This is a genomic window from Marinobacter sp., from assembly GCF_034669625.1.
GTDB lineage: Bacteria > Pseudomonadota > Gammaproteobacteria > Pseudomonadales > Oleiphilaceae > Marinobacter.
Genome location: NZ_JAXMOY010000014.1, coordinates 56,341 through 76,029, shown reverse-complemented (window position 1 = coordinate 76,029; position 19,689 = coordinate 56,341). Strand labels below are relative to the sequence as shown.

Here is a 19,689-nt window from a genome sequence, read left to right as displayed (position 1 = left end):
GCAACTGGTTCGGTTCCGATCAATTTACGGTGACCGTCACGGATGATGAGGGCGGCACCACCGAACAGATCATCAGTATCACCTTGGCGAACGTGGACGATGCGGCAGTCATTACCGGCGATACCAGTTTCAGTGGCAACGAAGGCGATACGGCGTCCGGAGACCTCGACGCTACGGATGTCGACGGACTCACGGATGGCACTTATTTCAGTGTGACCTCAGCCGCCACTCAGGGTACGGCGGCAATTGATGCCGAGACCGGTGCCTGGACGTTTACCCCCACCGACAGCAACTGGTTCGGTTCCGATCAATTTACGGTGACCGTCACGGATGATGAGGGCGGGACCACCGAACAGATCATCAGTATCACCCTGGTGAACGTGGACGATGCGGCAGTCATTACCGGCGATACCAGTTTCAATGGTAACGAAGGCGATACGGTGGCCGGAGACCTCGACGCCACGGATGTGGACGGCCTCACGGATGGCACCTATTTCAGTGTGACCTCAGCCGCCACCCAGGGTACGGCGGCAATTGATGCTGAAACCGGCGCCTGGACGTTTACCCCCACCGATAGCAACTGGTTCGGCACAGATCAATTTACGGTGACGGTCACCGACGATGAGGGTGGCACCACCGAACAGATCATCAGTATCACCCTCGCCAATGTCGACGATGCTGCGGTGATTACTGGCGATACCAGTTTCAGTGGTAACGAAGGCGATACAGTTGCAGGAGACCTCGACGCTACGGATGTCGACGGTCTGACCGACGGTACGTACTTTACGGTGAATGCCGGGGCCAGCAACGGAACCGCCACCATTGATGCGGAAACCGGCGCTTGGACCTTCACGCCGACTGATACCAACTGGTTTGGTTCCGATCAGTTCACTGTCACGGTTACCGACGACGAAGGTGGCACCACCGAACAGATCATCAGTATCACCCTCGCCAATGTCGACGATGCCGCGGTAATCACTGGCGATATCAGTTTCAGTGGCAACCAAGGCGATACGGTGTCCGGCGATTTGAACGCGACGGATGCCGATGGTCTCACCGACGGCACCTATTTCAGTGTCACGGGTGCTGCCAGTAACGGGACTGCGGCGATTGATGCCGAAACCGGCGCCTGGACGTTTACCCCCACCGACAGCAACTGGTTCGGTTCCGATCAATTTACGGTGACCGTCACGGATGATGAGGGCGGCACCACCGAACAGATCATCAGTATCACCTTGGCGAACGTGGACGATGCGGCAGTCATTACCGGCGATACCAGCTTCACCGGTAACGAAGGCGACACGGTGACTGGAGACTTAAGCGCCACCGATGCCGACGGCCTCACTGATGGCACCTACTTCACGGTGACCGCTCAAGCCACAAAAGGCGCCGCGACGATTGATGCTGAGACCGGCAACTGGACCTTCACTTCCGCTGATACCAACTGGTTTGGTACCGATCAATTCACGGTGACGGTCACGGATGATGAGGGCGGCACTACTGAACAAGTTATCAGCATCACGTTGGCCAATGTTAACGATGCTCCCGTTGGTTCTGTTGTACTCGATGGTATACCGGTCCAAGGCGAGACACTCACCGCTAGTAGTAATCTCTCAGATGCCGATGGCATGGGCGAGATTACCTTCATCTGGAAGGCCGATGGTGCGAAGGTGGGCACTGGTAGTGAGTATACGCTCACGCAGGTGGATGTGGGCAGGGTCATGACCGTGGAAGCAAGCTACGTTGACGGCGCGGGTTCTGTGGAAACGGTGACTTCAGTCACTACAGCGCCCGTTGCTGAGCAGGCCGTATTAGAGACAATTCCGGAGTTTGAACAAGAGCCGGAAGAAGGGCAAACGTCAGAACCTGAATTTGAGTCTAAGCCCGAATCTTCAGATGCGCAGGAAGAATCCGGCCCAGCGCCCCTGGATGATGAACAGGAGGGCACACCGTCCGGCAGTCGACGTTTGTCACCGATCGACGATGCCGTGCTCGCCGAGTCGGTGAGCGAGGTTTATGCTTTCCAAGAGAGATATGACTATGAAAGTAGCCAGCACAAAGTGATTCCTCCGAAATCCCTCGACTTGTTGAACCTGGACCTCACCCCCTTCCAGTCTCAAGGCATGGGTGCTGTTGAGTTGATGTCGCCTATCAACAACGCGTCCTTTGCCGGTGAACTGGATGAAATGAGAGATGATCTCGATAAGGTTGCTAAGGAAGAGGCCATGCAATCTAAGTTCAGGACCGAAGCGATGGTCGGTGCCACGATGGGCCTCTCCGTAGGGTTCATCAGTTGGGTGCTTAGAGCGGGGTCGTTAATGGCTGGTTTTATGTCTATAACGCCTTTGTGGCGACAGTTGGATCCCATGCCTATCCTTGGGGCTGACGATAACAAAGATCAGGAAAAGGATGCTGAGGGTGAAACAAACGAAGAGGGTCGCAAGGTTGAAGAAATCTTCGCGGATGATGAACCCGACCACTAAGGCGGAACACTCCGCATGAAAAAATTCTTCCTGTCGCCTTTGGTGAGAGTGAGTTTCAGCTTGACGCTGTTAACTGTTTCAATGCTGCTCATCGCGGATCTGCTTGGGTTGATACCCGATACGAGGCATGCAGAACTTCAGTCCAGAAAGTTTATGGCTGAGTCTTTAGCAGTCCAGTTATCGAATGAAATTACTCATAAACGATTGCAAAGTATTGAACAGATTCTGCAGTCGGTCGTCGAACGGAATGAAATTATTACCTCAGTGGCTGTGCGTAACAGCAATAAAGAACTTGTGTCTGAATTTGGTGGCCACGAGCAATACTGGACCTTGAAAACCGGCGATAAATCGACAGCGAAGGAAGTTCTGGTGCCGCTGTTCAATGGCCAGTCTCGCTGGGGCAGTGTGGAGCTGACCTTTACGAGCCTGTCAGGAAGCAGTGGCCTATTTTCTCTACGTGGCTCCTTTCTCGGCATCCTCTTATTTGTGTCTTTGGGTGGGTTTCTGGTTTACCTGCTGTTTCTAAAGCGCGCGCTGCGCGAGTTAAACCCTGATGCAGTTATTCCTGAACGGGTCAGCAAAGCCTTGGACACGTTGTCTGAGGGGCTGTTGGTTGTCGACCAGAAGGGGTTTGTTGTTTTTTCGAACCTGGCCTTTGCAATGAAAATGGGGTTAAAGCCCAAAGAGCTTCTCGGTAAGGATATTGGTGGTTTCGGGTGGGAGCGTCATGGTGATGATGTTGGCAATTTGAAGCAGCCTTGGCTTGATGTGTTGGCCGGGCACGCGAAAACACGCAATGCGACATTGAAGCTCAAAAATGGTTTGGGCGAGGTTCGTATCCTGACCGTTAATGCTTCGCCCATCACGGCAACGGAGGGGAAAATTCGGGGCGTTCTGATCACCTTTGATGACATCACGGAAGTTGAAGCCAAGAATGAGGCGTTAAACCGCGCACTGGATAAGCTAAAAAACAGCCAAAGTGAGATCTCGAAGCAGAACAAGGAATTGCATTGGTTGGCCTCGCGAGACCCGTTAACGGGTGTTTTGAATCGACGTGCGTTAACGCAAAACATGGATTTGCTGTTCAAAGAAACGAAAGAACAGGATGGCGAACTCTGCTGCATCATGGTGGATATTGACCACTTTAAGTCCGTGAACGACCAATACGGCCATGCGGTAGGTGATGAAACGATAAAGCTGGTTACACGAATACTTTCAGAATGCTCGCGCTCTGGCGATTTGGTCGGACGACTGGGTGGCGAAGAATTTGTGGTCGTCTTGCCCGACACCGAAATCAAAGCAGCGGCTATCATCGCGGAAAGGATGCGGCTAGGCGTTCATCGTGAAGAAAAAACTCAGATTCACAACGAACTGCAGATTACGTCCAGTTTTGGGGTTTCGGCTTTGAAGGACGGTGCAGCGAGCGCCAGTGACTTGTTGGCGAGGGCGGATAAAGCCCTGTATGCGGCAAAAGAGAATGGTCGCAACCGGGTTATATGTTGGTCTGGGGATATAAGCGAAGGCGTGGCGGCTGAAGAGCTGGTGAGTGAGGAGTTGCCGGCACTGTTGGTTGAAAAAAACGGTCAGCTTGACGATGCACTGAAATCTCACGGTATGCCGGTGGCGCCTGATCGCTTAGATGATGGGTATCATTCGAGCAGCGCTTTGCTTCTGGACCGTATTGAGCAGGGAATCAGCAGAACGCAGCGCGATGGTTCTCAGATTGCCGTGTTGCTGATGCATGTCGAGACCTTGCAGCGCGTTGAGGACACGCTGGGCTTCGCCGCGAGAGAGAAACTGGCCAAAGAGGTTGTGGCGCGCTTAAAGCAAACCCTTCGACTGACCGATACCATAGCGTTCTGCGAGCAGGATGGCTTGCTGTTCAGCGTCTCCCGCATGGGCGACAGCGGCATCTCTATCGTGCTCACGGACCTCTATCAGCCTGAGATCGTAACGAATATTCTGCAGCGGATATTTTCGATATTTAAAGCGCCCATCGAGATAGAGAGTAACGAGATCTATTTGAACTTGAACCTAGGTGTCAGCCTGTACCCGCGTGATGGCGAGGATGCCGAAACCTTAATAAGAAATGCGGGCAGTGCTATGCGTGAAGGCAAGCTAACACGCGGAGATAACAGTTTTAATTTCTATTCTGAAGAGATTAATCAGCGTGCGAAAAAGCAGATTGAGTTGGAAGCTGCATTGTATCGTGCGTTGGAGCGGGATGAATTTGTCATCCACTATCAGCCCAAGATTAATTTGATCACCGGGGGCGTGAGTAGCCTGGAAGCGCTTGTCCGGTGGCAGCATCCACAATGGGGGATGGTGCTCCCTAATGACTTTATTCCGCTCGCAGAACAAACCGGGCTGATTGAAAAAATCGACCGCTGGGTTGTTCGTTCGGTATGCCGGCAAATCAGCTTCTGGCAAGAGGCAGGTTTCGGCACTGTGCCTGTGGCGGTCAACCTGTCGCCGTCTGAGTTCAGGAACCCCGATCTGGCCGATCACATCATCACTATAGTTGACGAGTTTGGGATTCCTGCCAAGGCACTTCAAATTGAGATTACAGAAACGGCGGTTATTGACTGCATGGACTCGGCAACGAGTATTCTGGAAAAGCTCAGCTCTGCCGGCATGGATATCTATCTCGATGATTTTGGTACTGGATACTCGTCGTTGATTTATCTGAAACGGTTTCCAATCACCATTGTAAAAATTGATCGGTCATTCGTTGCAGGATTGATGGAGGACTCAAGTGATGCCGCCATCGTGAGTGCAACGATTGCCATGAGCCAGGCCTTGGGGCTTAGAGTGGTCGCAGAAGGTGTGGAATCGGAAGAGCAACTACGTTTCTTGCAGGATCTCCAATGCGACGAAGTACAAGGCTATTTGACGAGTCGACCCTTACCGAAAGAGCAGATAAATGAATTGTTGGCGCATCCTGAGACGATCAGACGCATGGTTCTAGGCGATCGAAACCGTGACCGAAAAGCGTTTGATGCGACGGGCGTTGAAGACGGTTTAGGGATGATTGGTGTAGTGAATGAGTTTCCCCTGAAGCGTCGGAGCTGAACGTCCTGATTCCTAAAGAGGACGAGGGACGGTAGCGTCAGGCTGTCGTTTCAGGGGGCAGGGCATCTTGGGACACCGTGCAGTTGCGCCCGGCAGCTTTGCCGACATAGAGCACGCGGTCAGCTCTCTTCATTAAAGAGTCGTAGCAAGTGTCGGTTGGCACAAACGAGGCTACTCCCATTGTGGCCGTGGCATGGAAGCTCACCCCCTCAAGCGTGAAATTCATCTTTTCGATAAGTTTCCGCATGCGTTCAGCTGACTTAACAGCATTGTCTAACTGTGTGTTAGGCAGGATGATCGCAAATTCTTCTCCGCCGATTCGGCATCCCACGTCCATGGGCCGAAGTTCTTGCTGAATCATTCTTGCGGTTTGGATCAATACAAGATCGCCAGCAGCATGGCCATATTGATCATTAATTTTTTTGAAACGATCAAAATCGAACATGATCACGGAAGTGGGCTGGCGCCAACGGATGTATCCGGAATAATGGGCATTAAGTTGGGTTTTGAAGTGTTTCCGGTTGTAGAAACCGGTCATTTCGTCCGTTAGCGACTCTAATGTCAGTCGAGCCTGAAGCTCCCTTTGATAGGTGACGTCTCTGACCAAGGCCATGGCGACTTTTTCCCCGTCCAGAACAATAGTGTTGATCATGATATCGACAGGGACTTCGGTTCCATTGGAGCGCACGCCGGAAAAGCGTTTTTCTTCGCCCATTGGCCTCAAGACCGGCTTTCGGAAATAACCGGTGACGTTTTTTCGGTGGGCATTACGCAGTGGCATTGGGATGATCGTGGTTAGGTCAGAACCTATCAGAACGTCCGTGGCATAACCGAACATCGTCCCGGCCAGAGAGTTAACGAGAACGATCTTATGATCTTGATTAACGATAACAACGGCATCTGGCAACGACTCGATGAACGGCAATAGATTGTCGGATGTTGTGGTGAGTTGGCCGTAATTATTGCTGGCTGGCATAGGCAGCTGTGTTCCGATAAAGAAATGTGCAATATGCAACATGTATCTTTTGAGTGTATATGCATGTGGTTCGAAATTCTATTTATCTCTTCGAGCGAAAAGCAGCCATGTTTCAGGTTTGGGCTGGTAGAGCGCCGTCTGCGCTCTGAAGCGTGGACGATAGGCCCGTAACGACCGGCTCTGCTGAGTATTCTTGTGCTTGATTGTGCTAGATTTTATCGAGACCCATAGGTTTGAAAGTATTCTATAAACATAATGTGATGGCCCCTATCTGATGACCTCCTATTTTATTCAGGCATTTATCTATCTCATGGCAGCCGTCATTGCCGTGCCCCTGGCAAAACGTCTTGGGCTGGGGTCTGTGCTCGGCTATCTGGTGGCTGGCGTGGTAATAGGGCCTGTTTTGGGGCTCGTCGGTCAGGAAACCACCACAATTCAGCACTTTGCTGAGTTCGGTGTGGTGATGATGCTGTTCCTGATAGGGATGGAAATTGACCCCAAAGCGCTTTGGGCAATGAAAGTACGGTTGTTGGGCCTTGGCGGTTTACAGGTGGTTTTGACTGCGGCCGCTGGAATGGTAGTGGCATGGTGGCTCGGGCTCGCATGGCAGACTGCGTTGACGATTGGTCTTATTTTCGCTCTTTCATCGACGGCGATTGTGCTGCAAACCTTGGATGAAAAGGGGTTGTCGAAAACAGAAGGTGGGCGCAATACGTTTTCTGTTTTGTTGTTTCAGGACATAGCCGTTATTCCCATGCTTGCTCTGATCCCCCTGCTGGCGTTGCCAGGCCTAAGAAAAAGCGCTAATTCATCGTCTCATGCTGAAGCAGGGCTGAGCCTTGTCGAGAATCTGCCCGGTTGGGGCCATGCATTAGTTGTGGTGGGGGCTGTCGCAGCAGTTATTGTGGGTGGTTATTATTTGAGTCGACCACTGTTTCGCTATGTGGTGCAGTCCGGGTTGCGGGAGGTGTTCACCGCCACAGCGTTAATGTTAGTGATTGGTATTGCTGCACTGATGAGTCTGGTCAACTTGTCGCCAGCTTTGGGCGCTTTTCTCGCGGGTGTTGTGCTGGCCAACAGTGAGTTCCGACACGAGCTGGAGGCCAACATTGAACCTTTCAAGGGGCTGTTGCTGGGCTTGTTCTTTATCACTGTTGGCGCCGGAATCAATTTCGAGGTGTTGGCGACGGAATGGGGTACGGTGTTATCGCTTGGGTTAGCCGTCATGGTAGGCAAAGCCATAGTGCTACTGGCTCTTGCGCAGTTGTTCAGGATTCGCAGTAGCAACGGCTGGTTGTTTACCCTGGGGTTGGCACAAGCCGGTGAATTTGGCTTCGTATTGCTTACTTACAGTGTGCAAAGCCATGTTATTCCGCTGGAAACCTCCCAGATCCTGTCGCTGGTGGTTGCGCTTTCAATGTTCCTTACTCCGTTGTTATTCATCGCATACGACTACATTGTATTGCCACGTTACCAGCGCTCCAAAAGTGATCAGCACGAAGCCGATTCGATTGATGAGGAAGCACCGGTTATCGTCGCCGGGGTGGGCCGTTTTGGTCAAATCGTCTGTCGTTTGCTGAGGGCGAATAATGTCCCGATCGTGGTGCTTGATCATGAGCTTGAGCAGATTGAAAACGTCCGCCAGATCAATATCAAGAGCTTTTTTGGCGACGCCAGTCGCCCCGATCTTTTGGAAAAATCCGGTATCGCTCAAGCACGTATGCTGGTGGTAGCGATCGATGATCGGGATCGCACGGTTGCGATGGTCGAACATGTGAAAAAATTCTTCCCCGGTGTTTGGGTGTTGGCTCGGGCATTCGATCGCGGCCATGGCTATCAGTTGCGGGCTGCCGGTGCAGACGATGTCGTGAGTGAAACCTATTACTCGGCTCTGGAGCTTGGTAGCCATGCGCTCACCGCTATGGGGGTGCACCCGCTCAGGGCAAGGCAGATGATTTGGACGTTTGTTGATAACGAGCGCGCCCATGAAGATGAATTGTTCGAGGCTTGGAAGGAAATTGAGGAAGGTATTCATTTCAGCCCTCGGTATGGCGAGCTGTTTATGAAACTGGAAGGTGCATTGAACACTGCGATGCATCGCGAGTGGGAAGAGCCGAAGCCAGAAGATGTTCCAATTTGGACGCCACCTAATAATTAGTATCCCGTTGCGGTGGCTTGCTCGGGATTATAGGATGATCGCGCGAGTGACAAATGGCTCGCGGAAAAAACAAATAAAAATAAACATAACAAAGAGAACCTATAAGATGATTCAAGCTAGGCATCTGCTTCTAGCAGTAGTGATTGGTGGAATGACCGGTTGCTTTAGTTCGGGTGGTGGCTCTGGAAAAGAAATCGAAGATAGCCCACCAAACCAAGTTGAAACCCCTCCAAAAACAGAGACTCCGCCAAAGGACGACACGCCACCAGACGATGCACCCCCGGAAACCGATGGTTACAGCGTAAAAATCACCCGTACCTCATACGGCATCCCGCATATTGAAGCCGAAGATTTTTTGAACATGGGTTATGGGTACGGCTATGTGCAAGCGGAAGACAATCTGTGCCTGCTTGCAGAAGACACGCTGACCGTTAGAGGTTTGCGAGCCAGGTATCTCGGAGGAGAGGGTAGTTACACCATACCTTCCAACGGCGCTGAGACGAGTAACGTTGATGCGGATTTTTTCTGGCGTTCGGTTATCTCTGAGGAGGCGCTCGAATCGCTTAAAAATGAAAGTGACCCTGAAGTGCTTGCAGCCTCGCAGGGGTTTGTGGATGGGTACAACCGCTACATCGAGGAAATTCGAGCTGGCGAACATCTTGGGCGCCATAATGATTGCCGCAGCAGTGATTGGTTACTCCCGATCACCCTCGATGATATGTTTCGTCGTTACTTCCGGCTTGCAGTCTTGGCAAGCTCGTCGGTGTTTGTTGAAGGTATCGCTAACGCAGAACCTCCAGCTCCCGGTGCTCCCAGTGTGCCTGATCTGACGGAAGCAGTTATCGAAAAGATTATTCAAACAAATTCCGGGGCATCCCAATTTCCGATGTCCCGGGACCTTCCAATTGGCAGCAACATGTATGCGTTTTCTAAAGACGCCACTCGAGATGGTCAATCACTGCTATTCGGAAACCCCCATTTCCCTTGGGAGAAGACTGAGCGCTTATATCTCGCTCACCTGAAAGTCGGAGACAAAGCGGAAATCATGGGCGCTGCTTTGTACGGGTTGCCTGCAGTGCTGATCGGTTTCAACGAGCACTTCGCGTGGAGCCACACGGTTTCAACTGCCTACCGATTCACTTTTTATGAGTTAACGCTCAATCCATCAGATTCCACTCAATATAAGTACGACGATGAATATGTAGATATGACATCGACAGAAATCACTGTGGAGGTTTTGCAGTCGGATGACTCTGTCACTGAGGAAACCCGGACGCTTTACCATTCGCATTACGGGCCAATGTTGGAATATGAAGTGTCTGGTGTTCCCGTACTGTCGTGGACGCCATCGAAGGCCTACACCCTTCGAGACGCCAATGCGGAAAACAATCGGATGTTGAATCAGTTCTTCCGTTGGAATCAGGCAAGCAGTTTTGATGAGTTTGTGGACTTGCATGCCAGTGTTCTGGGCGTTCCATGGGTTAATACCATCGCAACAGGCCCCGGCCAGCCCGCCTATTATGGCGATCTTACGGTGGTTCCTCATGTAACTGATCAGTTAGCTTCAGATTGTGGCGCAGCCCCTATATCTCAGGCTTTTGCTCAGTTGGCGCCGGGATTGCCGGTTCTGGATGGCCGCCGTTCTGACTGTGCCTGGGGCGCTGACGAGGATGCGCCTGCTGAAGGGGTGTTCGGCCCTGACAACTTGCCAAGCCTGGTGCGTGACGACTGGGTGCATAACTGTAACGACAGTTACTGGCTTACGAATCCCGATGCACCAATCACCGGTTTTGCAAGCATCATCGGGGATGAAAAGACTGCTCGAAGCCTGCGCACGCGATTGTGTATTAAGCAGGTTGAAGGGCGTCTGGACGGTTCAGATGCAAGAGGTGGAGCCAACGGTTTCGATATGAACAACCTTCAGGACATTGTGTTAAGTAGCGCGGTCATGTCTGAGCGTTTAGCCCGGGAGACTTTGCTGTCATCATATTGTGGCTTGGACGCTATCTTAGTCGGTGGCCTTTCAGATGAAACGAGGGGTGCAGCATGTAACGCGCTCAAAGAATGGGACGGGCAATACAATCTTGACTCCACTGGTGGACATATCTGGAGAGAGTTCTGGAGCCGAATTAATCGTTTGCCCGTTGATTCACCTATTCAATGGTTGGTGCCTTTCAGCGCAGACGATCCTGTAAACACGCCCCGACGCTTCAACCCCGGCGACCCACAGGCAGTACTGGCCTTTGTGGAGGCGGTTCAAACTATTGCGGATTCAGGGGTGTCTTTTGATGCCAAGCTAAGGGATGTTCAGTATTCTGGTATCCATGAGGGCGACCGGATCCCGGTATTTGGGGGTGAGAGTTTTGAAGGCGCCTTTACCATTGCCGCCACCAAGGGTGTGGGTCTGGCTGATAGCGATGGATACCCGGTGACCTACGGAAACAGTTATATTCAAACGGTATCCTGGCAAGAAGACGGCACACCGTTGGCTGAGGGGTTTGTTACCTATTCACAGTCCACCGATCCGGCTTCACCCTATTACCGGGATATGACGGAATCCTATGCTGAGAAACAATGGGTTCGGTTCCCATACACGGATGCGGATATTGATGCCGATTCGGTTCAGACGATGACGCTTGAAGCGCCATTCGCGTCTGCCCAGCCGTAACAAGACTAACCCGGTTTGCCTGACGGCAGGCCGGGTTCTCTATCGTTTGGCTCTGCACGATTACCGGTTATTGTTTTGGATATCGACCATCACCGCGACGGTTTTGTTGGGAAAGGATTTCGCTTCATTCGCCCGGTCAGCGTATCCGTCCATCGCTTGAGCTGAGGTCGCCGATAAAGTGAATAGTACAGCTGCAAGCATCAGTGTGAGTTTGTTCATGTCTGTTTCCGCCTTTAGTATGGTTACTCGTAGCAACAACCCTTTGTTGTTGCTGTTACCTCCTAGACACGGAAGCGACTCACTTGTTACATCGGGGTGCCCGTTGCCTCTCGTGACCATGTCTGGAATAATTCGCTTTATATATGGACATACAGAAAAGTTTCGCCGCATGGCGAGACAGACGTGGGTAGGTGTTTTTAATCTTAAAGACACTTAACGCCTGCGATCACATAAAAGGGCAGATCAGTAACACGCTGATCTGCCCTTTTGTTTTCTGGGTGACAGTTGTTCCGGTGGCGCATGGGCGCCGGGAGTGCGCCCGTCCTCGAACACTCAACAGGAGCTTGTTATGTCCGCTTGGTTATACAGCATGTTTCGTCCGGTTCTCCAGCTGGGCTTGATTACCCAAATCGCCATCGGCATTGTGGCCGGCGTTCTCCTGGCTATCTTCCTGCCAGAGCTGGCTCAGTCTGTTTCTTTACTGGGCCAACTGTTCATCAAGGCATTAAAAGCAGTTGCACCAATTTTGGTGTTCGTTCTGGTGATGACGGCGATCTCAAGTCACCAAAAGGGCCAGCCCACAAACATTCGGGATGTTATCGTGCTCTACGGGATTGGCACCTTGGTTGCCGCACTGGTTGCGGTAGCGGCCAGCTTTGCTTTCCCAACGGAACTGGTTCTGGATATCCCCGAAGTTAGCGGTAATCCCCCGGGCAGTATCGGCGAGATTCTCAACAATTTGGTGCTGAGTGCCGTCACCAACCCGGTTACGGCGCTGATGGATGCCAACTTCATTGCAATTCTGGCCTGGGCCATAGCTTTGGGGCTGATGCTGCGTCACTCCAGTGAAGCAACTCGGAACGTGCTTTCCGATATGTCCGACGCGGTATCCGGCGTTGTTCGCATGATTATTCGTTTGGCGCCATTAGGTATTTTCGGCCTTGTCGCTAATACGCTAGCCACTGCTGGTATTGGTGCTTTGCTGGGCTTCGGTCAGCTGCTGTCGGTTATCGTGGGCTGCATGTTGTTTGTGGCGTTGGTGACCAACCCGCTAATTGTGTACCTGAAACTGCGCAAGAACCCGTATCCGTTGGTTCTTGCTTGCCTGCGAGGCAGCGCCATTACGGCATTCTTTACCCGCAGTTCTGCGGCCAATATTCCGGTGAACCTTGAACTCAGTGAGCGGCTGAAGCTGGACGCGGACACCTACACGATTTCCATTCCGCTGGGTGCGACCATCAATATGGCCGGCGCGGCCATCACGATCTCCGTTATTACGCTGGCCGTGGTGAATACCTTGGGTATATCGGTGGATTTCCCAACCGCTTTGCTGCTGTGTGTGGTGTCTGCGTTGGCGGCTTGTGGTGTGTCTGGTGTGGCGGGTGGTTCGTTGCTTTTGATTCCGTTGGCAACCAGCCTGTTCGGCATTCCGACGGAAGTGGCCATGCAAGCTGTGGCGATTGGCTTTGTGATCAGCGTGGTGCAAGACTCCACTGAAACCGCGCTCAACTCGTCGACCGACGTGTTATTCACCGCGACCGCGAGTCGCGCTGCAGAAGCAAAAGGCAAGTGATGGTGGCCGATACTCGAAATCTTGTCTTTATCGGCATGCCAGGGAGCGGCAAAAGCACCGTTGGGGTATTAGTGGCCAAGCGCCTCGGCCTCGGGTTTGTTGATACCGACTTATTGATCCAGCAGGAGGTCGGGCGAACTCTGCAGGACATCGTGGATCAGGATGGCTACGAAGCACTGCGTCAGATCGAAGAGCAGGTGCTGCTTGGGCTCGACGTACAGGGACAGGTCATCAGTACCGGTGGCAGTGCCGTGTATAGTGAAAACGCAATGAAACACCTGAAGGCCAATGGTACGGTGGTGTTTCTGGATATCCCCCTGCAGTGCGTCATTGACCGCATTGGAGACTACAGTCTTCGGGGTATTTCCCGGCGCCCTGATCAGTCGTTGTCGGATCTGTTTGAGGAGCGCTTTGCCCTGTACACCCAGTATGCTGACCTGACGATTCAGGGCGAAGGCATGAATCAGGATCAGGTTTGTGAGGCTGTGGTAACCGGGCTCGTAGCCCGAAACGCATAGATGGTCGGATTTCTCTAAGGAAGGTGGTATGCCGAGGTTTTTGCACACAGCAGACTGGCAAATGGGACGTTCCTACAGCCGGTTCGAAATAGAAGACGGCGCAGCGCTGGTAGAAGCCCGCTTTGCAGGGATTGAAAAACTTGCTGAGTTGGCTAACGAGTATCAATGCGATGCCGTTTTGGTGGCTGGCGACGTATTCGATGCGCAAACGGTGTCTGATCGCACCATCCGCCGGGTGTTTAACGCGACCAAAGGCTTTGTCGGCCCATGGGTGATGCTGCCGGGTAACCACGATGCCGCGCTGGCAGAAAGTGTTTGGACCCGAGCCCAGCGTTTGGGCGCGGTGCCGGACAGTGTGCATCTGGCGCTTGAACCCGGTGTTATTTCCCTGGAGTCTCAAGGATTGGCTGTACTTTGCGCGCCCTTGACGCAACGCCACACCTACGGCGACCTCACCGAACCCTTCTCCCGTTATGAAACCCCGAACGGCCTGCTCCGGGTTGGGTTGGCTCATGGCAGTGTCCAGGGGCTTTTATCCGATGATATTGATGCGACTAACCCCATTGCGCCTGATCGAGCAGAATCCAGTCGGCTGGATTACCTTGCCTTGGGCGATTGGCACGGCACTAAACAGGTCAATGAGCGTACCTGGTACAGCGGCACCCACGAAGCAGAGCGATTTCGGAATAATGATGCCGGTAACGCTTTGATCATTGAGGTTGCCAGCCCGGGTGCAACACCGGTTGTGACTCAGATCTCCACCGGTCGATACCAATGGCAGCAATGGCGTGAAACTCTGGCTGTCGAGTCGGATCTAGAGCAGCTACTGAATCGGCTCGGCTCCTTACCGGATGCTTCGGTGGTAGATCTGCGCCTTGAAGGAGCAATCACTCTGGCCGGTGAAGACAGGCTTCTGGAAGCTCTGTCTGTGGCCGAAGCCCGGTTCCGTAGCATTCAATGCGACAGGAGTGCTCTGCAGCTTGAGCCGACGGAAGATGACATTGCAGCCTTGCACGCGGATGGCTACGTCGGTGAGGTGATCGATGACCTCCGACAGCAGCAACAGGAGCAGCAAAGCGAAGAAGCCCGGGATGCCTTGGCGATTCTGGCAGGATTGCTAAAAGGGCGTGAACAGGAGGCGGGTCAATGAAGCTCCAGAACATGCGTATTGAGCAGTTGCGTCAATTCCGGAACTCGTTTGTTCTGGATAACCTGCAACCCGGTTTAAACCTGATACACGGCCCGAATGAATCGGGTAAAAGCACGCTGGTCAGAGCAATTCGTGCAGCCTTTTTTGAGCGGTATCGCTCAACGGCGGTTGACGACCTACGCCCTTGGGGGGATTCTGCCGCCGCGCCTACCGTGGCGCTGGAGTTTGAGTATCAAGGCGAACCTTGGCGGTTAACCAAGAGCTTCCTGCAGCGTAAGCGTTGTGACCTGACCATTGGCACCCGCAGCTTCAGTGAAGACGATGCGGAAGAAAAATTGGCGGAACTGCTAGGTTATCAATATCCGAAGCGAGGTGCCAGTAAGGCCGAACACTGGGGTATTCCCGGTTTGCTTTGGGTAGAGCAGGGTACTGGGCAGGACCTGGAACAGTCGGTCGGGCACGCCGGTGACCACCTGAAATCGGCTCTGAATTCGCTGGTGGGCGAGGTGGCCAGCTCCGGCGGAGACGCGGTGATTGATGCGGTTCGGGCTCAGCGGAATCTGCTTCTGACCGGAACGGGCAAGCCGCGTGGCGATTACCTGCAACTGGATAAAGATCGCTTGGCGGTTGAACAAGGTATCGGTGAGCTAAAAGACCGTATCCTCAGATATCAGGAACAAGTAGACCGTTTAGGCAAACTGACGCGCGACTATGAGCGCACGGAAGCAGAGCGCCCGTGGGAAGAGGCGCAGCGCCAGCTGGAAGAGACTCAGGCGCGCTACCAGCAAGTTCAGCAGTTGGAACAGGCGCAGGAACAAGAGAAAGCCACGCTTGACCAGCTGCAGCAGAACCGACGCTTGCTTGAACAAAACAAAGAGTACCAGGCAAACCTGAGTCGGCAGTTGGCGGCCCGGAAAGTTGATCTGGATAAAGCGGAGGCTGATTTTCAGAGGCTGGAATCGCAAGCGCCAGCCTCTGCTGCTCGGTTACGGGAGGCCAAGGCGGCTTATGAATCGGCTGAGGCGCAAGTAAAGCTTGCCCGTCTTCTGGAGGCCCGAACCAGGTTGGAGCAGGACGCAAGGCGCCTGGAGCAGCAAGTCCAGCAGTTGTCGCAAAATCTGACCAAGGCTCGTGAGTATCAGCAGCAAGTCGAACAGGCGCGCCAGCAGGCACGGGAAAACCGGATTGATGCGGCCGAGGTGAAGCGCCTTAAGGTCGCGGAGCGTCAGTTGAATGAAGAAACGATTCGTTCAAGCACCATTGCCACACGCTTTAGCTGGCACTTGGAGTCCGGCCGTTCTATTACGTTGAACGGCAATGCACTGCAAGATCAGGGTGAACAACAATTGTTGGAAGAATCCAGTGTGGTGATTCCGGGTGTGGGGACATTGGGTATTACCCCGGGCGGGGAGTCATTGGCCAGCACCCGTCGAAAACTGGGTGTATTGCAACAAACGGTTGCAGAGCTTCGAGCCACGCTGGGCGTGGACTCGGTGGCATCGGCCGAGGATCGATTGCTTGCTTTCGAAAAGGCCGAAAGGTCCCAGAGGCACACCGAAGAGTTGCTCAAATCGGTTGCACCTGCGGGCATTGATCCGCTGGTCACCGAACAGCAGGAAGCACAAAGCGAACTCGAAAATGCCACTAAGCAATTAGACGCTACGCCCAAGCCGGATTCCGCCATGGATGTGTCTGAACTGGCCGCGGCGGAAGCAAGTTTCGAGCGGGCCGCTACGGTTTTAAATACCGCGGAGTCGGAAGACCAGAAACATCGAACCGAGCTGATGTCGCATCAGCAGGCTCGAGACACGGCGAAAGTGGAGTGGCAGCGGCTAGCCGACGAAGAGCAGAGCCCGGAGCGGCAACAGCAACTTAAGCAGATTGCTGAGGAGCTGTCCGGCATCGAGAAGCAAACCGCTGCTCTGGAAGCGAGTCTGGAACGGCGTTCGCAAGAAATTCGTGAAGCCCGCCCAGACCTGTTGCGGCAAGACACTGAACGCTACCAAAAGACCATCAACAACCTTCGCCAGACTCACGAGGCACGTGGTCGAGAGCTTCGGGATATCAAAGTCCGGTTGGAAGCCTGGGGAGCGGAAGGGTTGGAAGAGCAGCTTAATGAGCAGGAAGCAGAACTTGAACGGTGCAATCGCCGTTATCAGGAACTGCACCGTCGGGCCAAGGCGCTGGACCTTCTGCTGGCAATGCTGACCGAGAAACGACAAGCTTTGACCCGACGGCTTCAGGCACCGCTTCAGAAACACCTCGACCACTATCTGTCGGTGCTGTTCCCCCAGGCCACTCTTGAGGTGGATGAGCAGCTTCGCCCAGGCACGTTCACGCGTGGAACCGAACTTGGCCAAGTGACGGAATTGAGTTTTGGCGCCCGCGAGCAGATGGGCTTAGTCAGCCGCTTGGCATACGCCGATCTGCTGCGCGAAGCGGGGCGGCCAACGTTGATTATTCTGGATGACACGCTGGTTCACAGCGATGAGGAACGTCTGGACGATATGAAGCGTATTCTGTTTGATGCTGCCAGTCGGCACCAGATACTGCTGTTCACCTGCCATCCTGAAAAATGGCAGGACCTTGGCGTGCCGCCGGTGGATCTTCAGGCCCTTAAAGCGTAATGCACTGGCACAGTTTTACACTGTGCCAGTGTTCTTGAACAAACAGCTCCCTTCTATTTGACAAGGCTATACAGCCCTCTGCCTGCTACGCTTACTCAGTGTGCAGCAGGGCCTGCTATCCGTTCACTTTCAGCTCGCAAGGAGTTTCAAATGACGCTTCCGGTAATGATTAATAGCGAATGGTTTGAAGGACATGGTGCGGCGTTTTCATCGCTGAATCCGGCTACCGGGGAAGTGTTTTGGCAGGGTAATGCAGCAGATGAGTCGCAAGTTTTGCGTGCGGTGCAGGCGGCAAGAAATGCCAGTGCGAGTTGGGCGAAGCTGGAGCTTGATCAACGGGTGAGCATCGCCCGTAGATTCGCCGAGTTACTGGGTGAGCAAAAAGAAGCATTCGCCATCTGCATCGCGACCGAAACCGGGAAACCGCTCTGGGAGGCCCGCACCGAAGTGGCTGCGATGATCGGTAAAATCGAGATTTCCGTAAAGGCCTATAACGAGCGCACGGGCCAACGCAGCAGTGACGTTGCCGGCGCTCGTGCGGTGTTGCGGCACAAACCTCATGGCGTGGTTGCAGTGTTTGGGCCCTACAACTTCCCTGGTCACCTTCCGAACGGGCACATAGTACCCGCGCTAATCGCAGGTAATACGGTGGTGTTCAAACCCAGCGAGTTAACCCCTGCCGTTGCCGGAAAAATGGTGGAGTTGTGGCTGACCGCAGGCCTGCCTGCGGGAGCATTAAACCTTGTGCAAGGTGCCAAGGAAACCGGCATCGCACTGGCAAACGATCGAGATATCGATGGTTTGTTTTTCACCGGTAGCTCCGTCACCGGGCAGATATTGCACAAACAGTTTGCGGGCAATCCCGGGAAGATTCTCGCGCTGGAAATGGGGGGCAATAACCCGCTGATTGTCGATGAGCCAGCCGATGTTCACGCCGCGGTTCATGAAACCATTCAGTCGGCTTACATCACCTCGGGCCAGCGTTGTACCTGTGCGAGGCGCTTGCTGGTGCCTGAAGGTGCTTGGGGCGATGGTTTTTTAGCCGCCCTGACGAAGGCAGTGAAAGCCATCGAAGTGGGCGGTGCCTTTGACGACCCGGCTCCGTTTATGGGAAGTGTGATTTCTGAGGCGGCCGCGGAGGGCGTTTTGGCGGCCCAAGAGCAGCTTTTGAAACGAGGCGCTGGAGCCTTGGTTCAAGGTGGAAAGCTGCAAGTGGGGACGGGGTTGCTAAGCCCAGCTCTGATTGATGTAACTCCGGTTGCTGATATTGAAGACGAAGAAGTCTTCGGCCCATTGCTGCAGGTCATCCGTTACCGTGATTTCGATGAGGCTATACAGCGGGCTAACGACACGCGTTATGGGTTGTCGGCGGGTCTGTTCAGCGATAGCGAAGAGCGCTTTGAGTATTTCTACCAACGAATCCGTGCGGGCATTGTGAACTGGAATAAGCAGCTCACCGGTGCTTCAAGTGCGGCTCCTTTTGGTGGTGTGGGTGCCAGTGGTAATCATCGTGCAAGCGCCTGGTATGCGGCAGATTATTGTTCTTATCCGGTCGCCGGTATGGAGTCGGCTAGTCTTGTGATGCCAGAAACACTGGCTCCGGGTTTGAAACTGAGTTGAGGTTTTTGCCGGTTTATGTAACCAGAACGGCAGAAAGTTGACGAATTAACAACAAAAAGACAGACGTTTATCTGTATTAGTCGTACCGTCGATTTTATAGAATTTCACAAATTCGACGGAAAGCTGGTACGAAATGATTAAGAAACGCGTCATTAAAATGTCAAAGGCATGGATTGCCGCGTTTGCTTTGGGATTGGTGTTAACGGGTTGTGGAGGTGGTGGCTCAGGAGAATCTGACTCTCCTGCTTCAAATTCAGCATCTACGAACAGTTCGGTCTCTGAGGATACGAGTAAAGACTCGCCTGTGAACTCGACGGGTACAACCGAATCGGAATCTTCAGAAGAACCACGTTCAGCGGTATTGAGCTGGTCCGCCCCGGCTACCCGAGTCAATGGCGATGGCATTGCCATGGGCGAGCTGGATAAATACGTGATCCGCTACGGCCAAAATGTTGAAGATCTCAATGAGGAAATTGTGGTGGGGGAGGCCGAGTCGTACCCCGAGATGTCTCACACCGTAGAGGATCTTGATGTCGGCACTTGGTACTTCACTATTCAGGCTCAGGATAAACAAGGGCTCATCAGTGAGCCATCAGAGCCGGTGAGTAAAACCATCCAGTCTTGA

General features: G+C 53.3%; 12 protein-coding genes. 10 read left to right on the top strand and 2 right to left on the bottom strand.

The genetic code is table 11. The features are described from left to right. Together VOI14_RS12415 and VOI14_RS12410 are read left to right on the top strand one after the other, a co-directional pair. Nucleotides 1-2,483: tandem-95 repeat protein (locus VOI14_RS12415; protein WP_323752363.1), on the top strand; the 2,483-nt coding region annotated here is incomplete at its 5' end. Nucleotides 2,484-2,498: 15 nt separating this feature from the next. Next, entirely contained in the window at nt 2,499-5,555 is a 3,057-nt protein-coding gene (locus VOI14_RS12410; RefSeq protein WP_323752362.1) for an EAL domain-containing protein, read from the top strand. Between the two features lie 37 nt (nt 5,556-5,592). Here VOI14_RS12410 and VOI14_RS12405 read toward each other — a convergent pair whose 3' ends face one another. After that, nucleotides 5,593-6,531, bottom strand: coding sequence for a sensor domain-containing diguanylate cyclase (locus tag VOI14_RS12405; protein WP_323752361.1), 939 nt, complete (start codon nt 6,529-6,531; stop codon nt 5,593-5,595). A gap of 274 nt (nt 6,532-6,805) precedes the next feature. Here VOI14_RS12405 and VOI14_RS12400 point away from each other — a divergent pair, with 274 nt between their 5' ends. Together VOI14_RS12400 and VOI14_RS12395 are read left to right on the top strand one after the other, a co-directional pair. Continuing rightward, the gene (locus VOI14_RS12400; RefSeq protein WP_323752360.1) at nt 6,806-8,689 is read left to right on the top strand and encodes a monovalent cation:proton antiporter-2 (CPA2) family protein; all 1,884 of its coding nucleotides are present in this window, start codon (nt 6,806-6,808) and stop codon (nt 8,687-8,689) included. 106 nt (nt 8,690-8,795) lie between these two features. Then, nucleotides 8,796-11,357, top strand: a complete 2,562-nt coding sequence (locus tag VOI14_RS12395) for a penicillin acylase family protein (RefSeq protein ID WP_323752359.1) — start codon at nt 8,796-8,798, stop codon at nt 11,355-11,357. 60 nt (nt 11,358-11,417) lie between these two features. Here VOI14_RS12395 and VOI14_RS12390 read toward each other — a convergent pair whose 3' ends face one another. Next, complete coding sequence (locus tag VOI14_RS12390; protein ID WP_323752358.1) at nt 11,418-11,576, bottom strand: hypothetical protein; 159 nt, start codon at nt 11,574-11,576, stop codon at nt 11,418-11,420. Nucleotides 11,577-11,925: 349 nt separating this feature from the next. Between VOI14_RS12390 and sstT the strand changes: the two genes are divergently transcribed. The 6 genes from sstT (at nt 11,926) to VOI14_RS12360 (ending at nt 19,689) form a co-directional block, all read left to right on the top strand. Next, the gene (gene sstT, locus VOI14_RS12385) at nt 11,926-13,149 is read left to right on the top strand and encodes a serine/threonine transporter SstT (RefSeq protein WP_323752357.1); all 1,224 of its coding nucleotides are present in this window, start codon (nt 11,926-11,928) and stop codon (nt 13,147-13,149) included. After that, complete coding sequence (locus VOI14_RS12380) at nt 13,149-13,667, top strand: shikimate kinase (RefSeq protein ID WP_323752356.1); 519 nt, start codon at nt 13,149-13,151, stop codon at nt 13,665-13,667. The genes sstT and VOI14_RS12380 overlap by 1 nt, the downstream gene beginning before the upstream one ends. A 28-nt stretch (nt 13,668-13,695) precedes the next feature. Beyond that, the gene (locus VOI14_RS12375; protein ID WP_323752355.1) at nt 13,696-14,817 is read left to right on the top strand and encodes a DNA repair exonuclease; all 1,122 of its coding nucleotides are present in this window, start codon (nt 13,696-13,698) and stop codon (nt 14,815-14,817) included. Continuing rightward, nucleotides 14,814-17,444: an AAA family ATPase gene (locus VOI14_RS12370; protein WP_323752354.1), complete on the top strand. Its 2,631-nt coding sequence runs from the start codon at nt 14,814-14,816 to the stop codon at nt 17,442-17,444. The genes VOI14_RS12375 and VOI14_RS12370 overlap by 4 nt, the downstream gene beginning before the upstream one ends. A gap of 150 nt (nt 17,445-17,594) precedes the next feature. Then, nucleotides 17,595-19,064, top strand: coding sequence for a succinylglutamate-semialdehyde dehydrogenase (gene astD, locus VOI14_RS12365; protein ID WP_416361424.1), 1,470 nt, complete (start codon nt 17,595-17,597; stop codon nt 19,062-19,064). Nucleotides 19,065-19,368: 304 nt separating this feature from the next. Beyond that, nucleotides 19,369-19,689: a fibronectin type III domain-containing protein gene (locus VOI14_RS12360; RefSeq protein ID WP_323752353.1), complete on the top strand. Its 321-nt coding sequence runs from the start codon at nt 19,369-19,371 to the stop codon at nt 19,687-19,689.